Genomic DNA, 12042 nt, shown 5'->3' with positions numbered 1-12042 from the left:
TTTTTTGTAAAATAGAGGGGAAAAGGAGGTGAAACGAATGGAAGCGTTGCTGCGGGAAATTTTGCATGAAGTGAAAGCGACGCGCGCGGCGGTCGAATCGCTCGAGCAACGGGTTGGCGCCTTGGAGGGGCAAGTGGCCCAGCTCAATGAACGAACAGGTGCTCTTGAAGCTCAAATGACCAAGCTGAATGAGCGCACGAGCGTTCTCGAACGCCAGGTCGCACAGCTTAACGAACGAACAAGCGCCCTTGAGCAGCAGTTCACTCAGTTGAATGAGCGGACAAGCAACCTTGAGCACCAAGTTGCTCATCTCAACGAACGCATGGGCACTATCGAACATCAAGTCGCCCAACTCAACGAACGCATGGGCACTGTCGAACACCAAGTCGCTCAACTCAACGAACGCATGGGCACTGTCGAACATCAAGTCGCTCAACTGAACGAGCAGACGACCACGCTTGCGCAACAAATCGACTTGCTGGATGAGCGCACGAATGAAACGAAGGCGATCGTTGAAGCGCTCCGCCATGGGCAAGAAGTGCTGACCGCCAAATACGAGGCGATGGCGCACGACCTTCACCATATGAAAGGCGACCTCACCCATATCACATCCATCCTCGAAGACAAAGTGCTGCCTGCCCTCGCCGAACATGAAGCGGGACTGCACGTCTTGAACGCCCGCGTTTTCAAAACGGAAAGCACCCTTCATCGCCTTGTTCATGCCTAACGCGTTTCCCACAGAGAAATGTTCAACACCTATTCCCTTTTTCACCCGGCAGCCGTGGGCTGCCGTTTTTTTTGTTCACGTGTCGATCCGTTCGTCTTCGCCATGGAGCCTGCCAACCTTTCGATCAACGGCGCGGGGGAATGCATAGCCAGCATGTTGATGGATAAACGGCGGGCTTGTTCGGACATCTCGAATTCGGAGCATTCTGAAGGATTCGCCAGCATTCCGGAGCATTTTTTAGGATCAAGGAGGAGAGGGCCATCATCACCGCGAGAGCAGGCGAGAGGCAAACATATCGGCTGATACCAAATTTGCCAGTTGCACCCAAATTGCGGTATCCTTTGTTTGTGACGCTTTTTCATCCCCTCCGCGTCTTGTTGCCGCCTTTTTTCATCCCCCTTTATTTGTATGACAACAGCCGAAAAAGGAGGAATTGTGTTGCGAAAATGGATTCGATCTTTGCTCGCTGTCGGGCTTGTGTTTGGGTTAGCGGCCTGCAGCGAAACGAGTGATGCGAAAGGGAAAATCGTCATTAGCGGGAAGAAGTTTACCGAGCAGGTGATTTTGACGCATTTGTTGGCGGAATATGTAAAGGCCAACACCGATTTGGATGTGGAAGTGAAAGACAGTTTGGGCGGCGCGTTTATGTTGCAGCAAGCCATTGAAAATGGCGATGTCGACATGTACGTTGAGTACACCGGAACGGGATACTTAAACATTTTAAAACAGCCGTACGATCCTAAAAAGACGCCCGAACAAATCTACAATGAAACGAAGAAATTATATAAGAAAAAATACAACATCGCTTGGCTCAAACCACTCGGATTTAACAACACCTACGCCTTGGCCATGCGCAGAGACTTGGCGGAAAAGCTCGGGGTAAAAACGTACTCCGATTTGGCCAAACATTCGTCCTCCCTCACCTTCGGGTCGGACGCCGAGTTTTTTGAGCGAAGCGACGGCTATGATGGGCTTGTCGATGCGTACGGATTTCAGTTCAAGAAAAAAGTGACGATCGATCCAGACCTGCAATACGAAGCGGCGAAAAACGGGGAGATTGACGTCATCACCGCCTATACGACTGATGCAAGAATCAAAAAATATGATTTGGTCGTGCTAAAAGATGATAAGAACTACTTCCCGCCATACCACTCCGTGCCGATCATCCGCCAGGAAGTGCTCGATGCCAATCCCGGGCTTGAGGAGAAACTGAACAAGTTGGCCAACATTTTGACCGATGAAAAAATGATGGAACTAAACGGCCAAGTGAACTTGGAAGGAAAACAGCCACGTGAGGTGGCAATCAACTTTTTGAAATCGGAAGGACTGATCGACTAGAAAGCGAGGAATGTCAATGATTCGGTTTGAAAACGTGACGAAACAGTATGAGGACGGCTTTGTCGCCTTAAAAAATATGAATCTTGAAATCCGCAAAGGCGAGCTGGTCGCCTTGATCGGGCCGAGCGGGTGCGGGAAAACGACGACAATGCGGATGATCAACCGCCTGATCGAGCCGACATCGGGCAAAGTGTACATCGACGGGCAAGACATTTCTGAGCTCGACCCGGTTGAGCTGCGGCGCAACATCGGCTATGTCATCCAGCAAATCGGCTTGTTTCCGCACATGACGATCGCGGAAAACATCGCACTCGTGCCGAAGTTGAAAAAGTGGGAAAAACACGTCTATGAAAAACGGGTCGACGAATTGCTTGAGCTCGTCGGATTGGATCCAGCGACGTTCAAGCACCGCTACCCGTCAGAGCTCAGCGGCGGCCAGCAGCAGCGCGTCGGCGTCGTCCGCGCCTTGGCCGCCGAGCCGGATATTATTTTAATGGATGAGCCGTTCAGCGCTCTTGACCCGATCAGCCGCGAGCAGCTGCAAGATGACATCATCCGTCTGCAAGAGGAGATTCACAAAACCATTGTCTTTGTCACCCACGATATGGACGAAGCGATTAAAATCGCCGATCGGATCGCCTTGATGAAGGACGGGGAAATCGTCCAATTTGCGACGCCCGACCAAATGCTTCGGCGGCCGGCGAACTCGTTCGTCCGCGAGTTTATCGGCGAAGACCGGCTGCGGATCCGCCAGACGGCCGTGCCGACGGCGGAAGATTTAATGTCGGTTGATGTCGCGACGATCTCGCCGCGCCGCGGTTTAGCGGAAGCGTTCCGATTGATGAAAGCGAGAAAAGTAGACAGTTTGATTGTGGTCGATAAAAAGCAATCGTTTCTCGGCATCGTGACACTCAAACAAATCGAACAACGATACAATGAGGAACATTTGCTTGTTGCGGACATCGCTGATTACGATGTGACGACATTACAAAAAGAAGCGGGTGTCACCGACGTCGCTGCTTTGTTCCAAGACTCGGATGTACGCATCATTCCAGTGCTCGACGGCGACCGTCTTGTTGGCGGTATTACGCGCTCGAGCATGATGCGTGCGCTTGCTGAGTGGACGTTCCAGCAGCACGCATAACGGGCAACGGAACATGCGCAGGCAAATCACAGCCGGAAAACTCGATGCCGCAATCGCCTCGCTTGAACAACATGCCTCATGTTGAAAAGGAAAAATGGCCTCGAGCGGTTTGTCAACGGAATTCGTTCTGCTTGCGAATAAAAAGGGATGACCGTTTTTATCTGAACTTCTCACGACGAAGCAGCAGCCATCCGCTGCCGCTTTTTCCGCCAAGGAGGGATACAATGGAATTATTGCAGACGTTGATCGAACGAAAGAACGATATTTGGATCGCCTTTCAAGAGCATGTGCTCTTATCCGCTATCGCCATGGGCATTGCGATCGTCATCGCCGTGCCGCTTGGCGTCGTATTGACGCGGTATCGCAAACTCGCCGAGCCGATCATCGGCGTGGCCGCCATCATTCAGACGATTCCGAGCCTGGCCTTGCTTGGATTTATGCTTCCGATTTTCGGCATTGGCAAACTGCCGGCGATTATCGCCTTGACGCTTTATGCTCTATTGCCGATTTTGCGTAACACGTACACGGGCATTCTCGGCGTTGACCCGGCGCTCGTTGATGCCGGACGAGGAATGGGGATGACATCGCGGCAAATTTTATGGATGGTGGAGCTTCCTCTCTCGCTTCCCGTCATTATGGCTGGCGTGCGCACGGCGACGGTGCTGACGATCGGCGTCGCCGCCTTGGCGACCTTCATCGGCGCCGGCGGTCTTGGCGACTTGATCGACCGCGGCTTGCGCATCGCCGATAAAAACTTGATTTTAGCCGGGGCCATTCCTGCGGCGATCTTAGCGATTGCCTTTGACTGGCTGCTGCGCAAAGTCGAAAAGAAAGTGACGCCGAAAGGGTTGTGACGGGCCATTGGCCCCAACATGAAAACACAAACCTTGAGGAAGCCATGTTCCCAGCTTGCCTGCCTGGAGGAAACGAGCCGGCATCGACTAGTAAACATGATGGTACGCGTACCAAGCCAATCTGGAACCGTAAGACGATGTCCCATTAAAAAAAACAGGCTGTCTCTGCGCTTACGAAAGCCACCCAGCAAGCGGGTGGCTTTCCTTGTGCATCCACTACTTCACCCCCACCGTCTGGCTTTGGCGAATGGCTTGGCGCAAGTCGTCCAAAATGTCGTCGATCGCTTCCGTGCCGACGGACAGACGCACAAGGCCCGGGGTGACGCCGGCGGACAGCTGTTCGTCCGGGCTCAGCTGCTCGTGCGTCGTGCTGGCCGGGTGGATGATGAGCGATTTCGAATCGCCGATGTTGGCCAAATGGGAGAACAGCTTGACCGAGTCGATCAATGTTTTCCCGGCTTCGACGCCGCCTTTGATTTCAAACGTGACGATCGCCCCTTGGCCGTTTGGCAAATACTTTTTCGCCAATTCATGCGACGGGTGGCTTGGAAGCCCCGGATAATTGACCGATTCGACGGCTTCTTCCTCTTCTAAAAACTTGGCGACGGCAAGGGCGTTTTCGCTATGGCGCTGCATCCGCAAATGGAGCGTCTCCAGCCCTTGCAGCAGCAAAAACGCGTTAAACGGCGACAGCGCCGCTCCTAAGTCGCGCAACAGCTGGATGCGCGCTTTCGTGATGTACGCCGCTTCGCCGACGGCATCCACATACACCAACCCGTGATAGCTTGGGTCTGGCTCGGTGAACTCCGGGAACTTGCCGCTCCCTTTCCAGTCGAACTTGCCGCTGTCGACAATCACGCCGCCGATCGAATTGCCGTGCCCACCGATAAACTTTGTCGCTGAGTGGACGACGATGTCGGCGCCGAATTCAATCGGCCGCAACAAATAGGGGCTGGCCACCGTGTTGTCAACGATGAGCGGAATGGCGTGGCGATGGGCGATGTCGGCCACCGCTTCAATGTCAAGCACATCGTTTTTCGGGTTGCCGATCGTTTCCGCAAACAACGCTTTCGTTTTGTCGGTGATCGCCCGCTCAAAGTTTTCCGGATCGGACGGATCGACAAACTTCACCGTAATGCCGAACTTGCGCAGCGTATGAGCGAACAAGTTGTACGTGCCGCCGTAAATGGACGACGACGACACGATTTCATCGCCCGCCGAGGCGATGTTGATGATCGAATAAAACACCGCCGCCTGTCCCGATGAGAGCGCAAGCGCCCCAATGCCGCCTTCAAGCGCCGCGATCCGCTTTTCGAACACATCGTTCGTCGGGTTCATAATGCGCGTATAAATAAACCCTTCCTCTTTCAAGCCAAACAAATTGGCTGCATGCTCGCTGTCGCGAAATACGTACGAACTCGTCTGATAGATGGGCACCGCCCGCGCTCCCGTTTCCGCATCCGGTTTTTGCCCGGCATGGATGGCAAGCGTTTCCGGGCGGAAGGTTTGTTCATGGCTCATCGTTTCCTCTCCCCCTCTTTGATCCCTCGAGATCTCATATCCTACTAAATCAATTGGTTTTTTCTTATAAAAAATCTATCATTCGATCACAACGTTTGTCAATTGTATTTTTTTAATAGTGCAAAAATTTTTATTGAAAACAGAGCCTGCCGGTGGGCAGGCCCCCTATTTGTTTCATTACCGTTTTCCAATTTCCTCTATTAACAGCTTATTGACAAGCGGCGGATTCGCTTGCCCTTTTGTTGCTTTCATCACTTGGCCGACGAGGAAGCCAAGCGCGCGGTCTTTGCCGTTTTTATAGTCTTCGACCGACTGCGGGTTGGCGTCGAGCACTTCGAGCACGATTTTGCGCAGCGCTCCTTCGTCGGAAATTTGCACGAGCCCTTTTTCTTTGACGATTTTCTCTGGATCGCCGCCTTTTTCAACAAGCTCTTTGAACACTTTTTTCGCGATTTTCGACGAAATCGTGCCGTTTTGGATGAGTTTGATCATGCCTGCTAGGCTTTCCGGCGTCAAGGCGATGTCATGCAGCTCTTTTTGCTCGGCGTTTAAGTACCCGGATACTTCGACCATGAGCCAGTTCGACGCCAGTTTCGGATCGGCGCCGTTGGCGACCGTTGCTTCGAAGAAGTCGGCCATTTCTTTGGTCAATGTCAGCACTTTGGCGTCGTATTCCGGCAGGCCCCATTCTTCGACATACCGCTTCCGGCGGGCGTCCGGCAGCTCCGGAATCGAGGCGCGGACGCGCTCTTTCCATTCGTCGTCAATATAAAGCATGACCAAGTCCGGCTCCGGGAAGTAGCGATAGTCTTCCGAGCCTTCTTTGACGCGCATGAGGACGGTCGTTTTTGTCGCTTCGTCAAAGCGCCGCGTTTCTTGACGGATGACGCCGCCCGAGAGCAAAATTTTCTCCTGCCGCTTCGCTTCGTACTCGAGCCCCATGCGGACGAAGTTGAACGAGTTTAAGTTTTTCAACTCCGTTTTTGTACCGAATTGGTCTGATCCGATCGGCCGGAGCGAAATGTTGGCGTCGCAGCGGAGCGATCCTTCTTCCATTTTGCAGTCGGAGACGCCCGTGTATTGGATGATCGCTTTTAATTTTTCCAAGTAGGCGTACGCCTCTTCCGGCGAGCGGATGTCTGGCTCGGAGACGATCTCAATGAGCGGCGTCCCTTGGCGGTTAAAATCCACGAGCGAATAGCCGTCGCCTGTATGCGTCAATTTGCCCGCGTCCTCTTCCAAGTGAATGCGGGTGATGCCGATTTTTTTCTTTTTTCCGTTTACTTCAATTTCAATCCAGCCATTTCGGCCAAGCGGCTGATCGTATTGCGAAATTTGGTACGCTTTCGGGTTGTCCGGATAAAAGTAGTTTTTGCGGTCGAATTTCGTCTCGGTCGCGATTTCGCAGTTTAACGCCATCGCTGCTTTCATCGCAAACTCGACCGCCTGCCGGTTCAACACCGGCAGCACGCCCGGATACCCTAAGTCGATGACGTTCGTTTGCGTGTTTGGGGGCGCTCCGAACGCGTTCGGGCTGCTGGAGAAAATTTTCGATTTCGTTTTCAGCTCGACGTGCACCTCAAGTCCGATGACCGTTTCAAAGTTCATCACCTAACCCCCCTTACAACACCGGTTTTTGCTTATGGTAGTCGGTCGCCTGTTCAAAGGCGTGGGCGACGCGGTAGACCGTGCTTTCATCAAAGTGCTTGCCGATGATTTGCAAGCCGACCGGCAAGCCATCGACAAAGCCGCACGGCACGGAAATGGCCGGCACGCCTGCCAAGTTGACTGGAATCGTTAAAATGTCGTTCATATACATCGTCAGCGGATCGCTCGTTTTCTCGCCGATTTTAAACGCCGGCGTCGGCGTTGTCGGGCCGATGATGACGTCATATCGTTCAAATACGTTTTCGAAGTCGCGCTTGATCAACGTCCGCACTTTTTGCGCTTTTTTGTAATACGCATCGTAATAGCCCGAGCTTAACGCGAACGTCCCGAGCATAATGCGGCGCTTGACCTCCGCCCCGAATCCTTCGCTCCGTGTGAGTTTATACATATCGATCAAGTTTTTCGCGTTGTCCGTCCGGTAGCCGTAGCGGACGCCGTCAAAGCGGGCGAGGTTCGCCGAGGCTTCCGATGAAGCGAGCAAGTAGTACGTCGCCAAGGCATATTTCGAATGCGGCAGCGACACTTCTTCCCATGTTGCGCCAAGCTTCTCAAGCACGGCAAGCGCCGCCAGCACCGACTGGCGCACGCCTTCGTCGACGCCTTCCCCTAAATATTCGTTCGGCACGGCGATTTTCAATCCTTTGATGTCCCCGGTCAACGCCTCCACATAGTTCGGCACCGGCACGTTTGCCGATGTCGAATCCATCGGATCGACGCCTGCAATCGCCTGCAATAAGTAGGCGTTGTCTTCGACCGTGCGCGTAATCGGACCGATTTGGTCAAGCGATGAGGCAAACGCGACAAGCCCGAAGCGCGAGACGCGGCCGTATGTCGGCTTCAAACCAACAACCCCGCAAAACGCCGCCGGCTGGCGGATCGAACCGCCCGTATCCGAACCTAAAGCAAACGGCACTTCCCCTGCCGCCACCGCCGCCGCCGAACCGCCGCTCGAGCCGCCCGGAACGCGCTCCAAGTCCCACGGGTTGCGCGTCAGCTGAAAGCCGGAGTTTTCCGTCGACGAGCCCATGGCGAACTCATCCATGTTCAGCTTCCCGATCGTAATGGCGCCCGCAGCGTTCAGCCGCTCCATAACAGTCGCGTCATAGATGGGGTCAAAGTTGTACAAAATTTTGCTGGCGCATGTCGTGCGCAATCCTTTTGTGACGATGTTGTCTTTAATGCCGATCGGCAAGCCGAACAGCGGGTTCGTTTCTTCGCCTTTGGCGAGCTGGTCATCCAACTCCTTCGCTTTCGCCCGCGCCTGTTCTTCATTTAATGTTAAAAACGCTTGCACTTTTTCTTCCACTTCGCCGATGCGTCGGTACGATTCGTCGACTAAATCGGAAATCGACACTTCTTTTTTCTGCAGCAACGTATGTAATTCTGATACGGAATGGTCAAAAAGCGACATAAATCCCCCTCCTTACTCTAAAATGGCCGGCACACGGAACTGGCCGTCTTGCTGATCCGGCGCGTTTTTCAACACTTCCTCGCGCGGCAGCCCCGGTTCTGGAATATCCTCGCGCATCACATTTCTCATATCAAGCACGTGCGAAGTCGGCGGAACGTTCTCCGTATCCAATTCATTCAACTGCTCGGCAAACGTAATGATCGCATCGAGCTGTTTCGTAAACATCTCCGCCTCTTCATCGGTAATCGCCAACCGCGCCAAATCGGCGACATGTTTCACTTGGTCAATGGAAATTCGCGACATAGTTTCACCTCCAACGAGTTCGACCTATCACAATACCATGATGATACCAAACTTTTATCCAATGAAGCAACCGTTGCCACGTGTTCTGGGCGAGAATCAATCTATATATTCACGATGCAAACGAATATACGTTCTATAACATCTCCCAATAGCGAAGGCAGGCGTGAAACCGGGGGGATTTGATGTTTGATGTAGGAATATTTCGTTTTCCTGAACAGCGCACGATGGGATGGCACACGCATGAGTAAACGGTTGATGGGAGGAAAAGGACGCGCTCCTATTTTAGACACAGGAAGGAATCGTTCGTGACGCCTTTTTTTATTCAAAGAAATACGATAAAATGAAAGCACAAGGAGGGAAATTGCATGTCGCTGCCAAATCAAAATCATCCATGGACATATGCAGATTACGTAAACTTCCCTGAGGAAAAACGATATGAGGGAATTGACGGCGTCCTATTTATGACTCCTTCACCTACACCAAGACATCAACGTATCGTGACAGCTTTGTCAGCACAGTTTTTCGACGTTCTACACCATTCCTCGTGTGAAGTATTTGTCGCACCAATCGATGTATGTTTATTCGCAACAAAAGATACTCCTCTTCATGACATTAAAGATTGGTATATTCCCGATTTAATTGTTGTTTGTGACAAACAAAAAATTGGTGATGAGCGAATTTATGGAGCGCCTGATCTTATCGTAGAAATTCTTTCTCCATCTACCGCCAAACACGACCGCATTACGAAATTTCACAACTACGAACAAGCTGGTGTCAGAGAATACTGGATTGTCGATCCGGTTCATGAGACCGTCGAAAAATATGCGTTGCAAGATCAAAAGTTTCACCAAGTGCGAGTGCACTATAAAGATGAAACGATTTGCCCTCATATTTTTCCAAACCTCTTCATCGCATTGCCAAAAGTATTCGCTTCCATGTGAGAACCCTCCTGACAAAAATCGGGAGGATTTTTTTGCACCGATATGGAATAAATCCTTGACAAACAAGGAATGTGAAGGAGTTTGTCCGCCATGGATGTTCAAATTTTCTTGATTGACAATCCCGAACATATGTACTATAATGGCTGTAACGGACGAAAAAGGGGGAATCATGACGATGAGTGACGCTTTGCTCGCCCAAGTGCTCGACCGCCTAAGCGCCATGGATGGCACGCTGCAAAAGCTCGTAGAGGGCCAAGAGCGGCTCGAGCGGGAACAAATCGCCATTCGCCACGAACAAGAAGAAATTCGAAAAGAGCAACAAGAAATTCGGAGAGAACAGCAAGAAATCCGAAAAGAACAACAAGAGATTCGAAAAGAACAACAAGAGATTCGAAAAGAGCAGCAGGAAATCCGCCTGGAACAACAGCGTCTGCGTCAAGAACAAGATTCGCTTCGCGCTGGGCAAACGGAATTAAACGGCATCGTGGCTGCTCTCCTCCACCGCCAAGACGAAACAGACGCCAAACTGGAAGCTCTCGCCGCCGACGTCCACCAGCTTCACCGGGAATTTTCCTCATTGAAACAAACGGTGGACCGCCTCGAACAAAAAATGGACTCCCGTTACGAACAATTGGCTGCCCAAATCGAAGACATCAAGCTGGACTTGAATTTTATCGCCCACCGCACCGTCGACAACGAACGAATCATTTACAAGCTGAAAGAAATGCTGTTCCGCTGATCGATTCATCTAAGAGGAGGCCGCTGCCATGCATGTCGCGTTTGACCATCTCGTCCATCTCGTCGAACGACCGGAGCAAGTGAAAATGGCGTTTGAACAATGGGGGCTTGTGGCCATCCACGGCGGCCGTCATCCATCATGGGGAACGTACAACGCCTTATGTTACGTGGAGCATTTGCGCTACATCGAGTGGATCGGCATTGCCGATATACAGACGGCGAGAACGTGCGGAAACCCGCTCATCACTCAGCTTGTCGCCGACCGCCAAGAAGGAAGCGGCTTCTCCCAGTTTGCCTTTCGCACGAACGACATCGAAGCGGTGGCGGCGCAGCTCAAAAGCAAAGGATTCGCCCCAGTCGGTCCGCTCCCCGGCAGCCGCGAGCGCGATGACGGCAAGCAGCTCACATGGTCGATGCTGTTTATCGAAGACGACACAGACGGCGCGTTTCGCTATCCGTTTTTCATTCAATGGGGCGACCGTGATGACGTACGCATGAACGAGCTGGCGCCGCTCATGAGACACCCGATTGGCTCTGTTTCGCTGTCGTCAATTAGCCTCTACACCCTCGATCTCCAGCGGACGGTCAACGGCTACCGCCGGCTGTTTGACTTGCCCGAACCCGATGTCGGGCGCGATGAAGCGGGAGCATACGCGGAGCTCGCTGTCGGCGGCATTGCGATTCGGTTCTATGAGGCTGACCGCCGTCATCCATCGACGCGCCCGTTTTCGTGCCGGCTTGTGGGCGTGCAGAAACCGCGCCGCATCGAAATCGAGGGCGCCACGTACATCATATCTGGCCCTTGACGGCCATTGTATTGCCACATGCTGCGCGCCCCCTCGCGCTAGGCGCCGTGCCAGCCCTTGGCGAATGCATTCCCACATACTCCCCTTTGCCGCTGAATAAGATGGAGTAACCGCTTCTTGATTATCGCAAACCATAGATGGCAAAGGGGGAGTCCAACCGTGTCCCACCCGTATGTTTCTCCAAAACTTTCAGTGGAATGATCCCAACCACGCGCCCTTGATGACGCAGCGCCGCCTCAGCAACCTCTCCCATCAAGCCCCGTGTCCCTCCGCCGTAAATGAGCGTAATGCCGCTTCGGGCTAAAAACGTTCCGAGCGCTTTCGCCGCTTCCTTATATCTCCCATCGTTTCCATTGCTTGATCCGCAAAACACGCAAATCGCCTTCAAGTCTCACACCCGCCTCCTGCCATAACCTGTTGCTCGTTTTGCATCCGTTTTCGAGTGCTGCGCTCATTTTCCTACCGTCATTATACAATGCTCTCCCTGTTCTTTCCACCATCGTTCGGACGGCCTTTTCGCGCAAAAAAGGGCCGCTGCTGCAGCCCTTTCCGCTTCCTTCATTTTTGGAGAATCAAATGTTCGGATCACTC

Annotated in this window: 12 protein-coding genes; 7 read left to right on the top strand and 5 right to left on the bottom strand. The window is 52.6% G+C overall.

The features are described from left to right. Positions 1 to 37: 37 nt before the first annotated feature. The 4 genes from ETC02_RS09990 to ETC02_RS09975 all read left to right on the top strand — a co-directional run bounded on the left by ETC02_RS09990 (position 38) and on the right by ETC02_RS09975 (position 4063). A complete protein-coding gene (locus ETC02_RS09990) occupies positions 38 to 727 on the top strand; it encodes a hypothetical protein (RefSeq protein WP_050368135.1) in 690 nt (229 codons plus the stop codon). Positions 728 to 1162: 435 nt separating this feature from the next. Further along, complete coding sequence (locus ETC02_RS09985) at positions 1163 to 2065, top strand: glycine betaine ABC transporter substrate-binding protein (RefSeq protein WP_050368133.1); 903 nt, start codon at positions 1163 to 1165, stop codon at positions 2063 to 2065. A 16-nt stretch (positions 2066 to 2081) separates the two neighbouring features. Then, positions 2082 to 3209: an ABC transporter ATP-binding protein gene (locus ETC02_RS09980; RefSeq protein ID WP_050368132.1), complete on the top strand. Its 1128-nt coding sequence runs from the start codon at positions 2082 to 2084 to the stop codon at positions 3207 to 3209. A gap of 224 nt (positions 3210 to 3433) precedes the next feature. After that, entirely contained in the window at positions 3434 to 4063 is a 630-nt protein-coding gene (locus ETC02_RS09975) for an ABC transporter permease (RefSeq protein WP_050368131.1), read from the top strand. Positions 4064 to 4279: 216 nt separating this feature from the next. Here ETC02_RS09975 and ETC02_RS09970 read toward each other — a convergent pair whose 3' ends face one another. The 4 genes from ETC02_RS09970 to gatC all read right to left on the bottom strand — a co-directional run bounded on the left by ETC02_RS09970 (position 4280) and on the right by gatC (position 8966). Continuing rightward, positions 4280 to 5584, bottom strand: coding sequence for a homocysteine synthase (locus ETC02_RS09970; protein ID WP_050368130.1), 1305 nt, complete (start codon positions 5582 to 5584; stop codon positions 4280 to 4282). A 177-nt stretch (positions 5585 to 5761) separates the two neighbouring features. Then, positions 5762 to 7192 carry an Asp-tRNA(Asn)/Glu-tRNA(Gln) amidotransferase subunit GatB gene (gatB, locus tag ETC02_RS09965; protein ID WP_063210864.1) on the bottom strand — a complete coding sequence of 477 codons (1431 nt, stop codon included), beginning with the start codon at positions 7190 to 7192 and terminating at the stop codon, positions 5762 to 5764. Between the two features lie 13 nt (positions 7193 to 7205). Next, positions 7206 to 8663 (bottom strand): Asp-tRNA(Asn)/Glu-tRNA(Gln) amidotransferase subunit GatA, encoded by a 1458-nt coding sequence (gene gatA, locus ETC02_RS09960; protein ID WP_050368129.1) that lies wholly within the window; start codon positions 8661 to 8663, stop codon positions 7206 to 7208. Between the two features lie 12 nt (positions 8664 to 8675). After that, positions 8676 to 8966 carry an Asp-tRNA(Asn)/Glu-tRNA(Gln) amidotransferase subunit GatC gene (gene gatC, locus ETC02_RS09955; protein WP_014194780.1) on the bottom strand — a complete coding sequence of 97 codons (291 nt, stop codon included), beginning with the start codon at positions 8964 to 8966 and terminating at the stop codon, positions 8676 to 8678. Positions 8967 to 9331: 365 nt separating this feature from the next. Here gatC and ETC02_RS09950 point away from each other — a divergent pair, with 365 nt between their 5' ends. From ETC02_RS09950 to ETC02_RS09940, 3 genes are all read left to right on the top strand, one after another. Next, complete coding sequence (locus tag ETC02_RS09950) at positions 9332 to 9907, top strand: Uma2 family endonuclease (protein ID WP_044742364.1); 576 nt, start codon at positions 9332 to 9334, stop codon at positions 9905 to 9907. A gap of 169 nt (positions 9908 to 10076) precedes the next feature. After that, positions 10077 to 10646, top strand: a complete 570-nt coding sequence (locus tag ETC02_RS09945) for a hypothetical protein (RefSeq protein ID WP_050368128.1) — start codon at positions 10077 to 10079, stop codon at positions 10644 to 10646. A gap of 28 nt (positions 10647 to 10674) precedes the next feature. Next, complete coding sequence (locus ETC02_RS09940; protein ID WP_050368127.1) at positions 10675 to 11451, top strand: VOC family protein; 777 nt, start codon at positions 10675 to 10677, stop codon at positions 11449 to 11451. A gap of 121 nt (positions 11452 to 11572) precedes the next feature. Here ETC02_RS09940 and ETC02_RS09935 read toward each other — a convergent pair whose 3' ends face one another. Then, the gene (locus tag ETC02_RS09935) at positions 11573 to 11839 is read right to left on the bottom strand and encodes an LOG family protein (RefSeq protein ID WP_445236771.1); all 267 of its coding nucleotides are present in this window, start codon (positions 11837 to 11839) and stop codon (positions 11573 to 11575) included. Between the last annotated feature and the right edge of the window lie 203 nt (positions 11840 to 12042).

The sequence above is a fragment of the Geobacillus sp. DSP4a genome (assembly GCF_013096875.1).
GTDB lineage: Bacteria > Bacillota > Bacilli > Bacillales > Anoxybacillaceae > Geobacillus > Geobacillus thermophilus.
The sequence above is the reverse complement of the archived record's forward strand: the minus strand, read 5'-3'. Positions and strand labels throughout refer to the sequence as shown.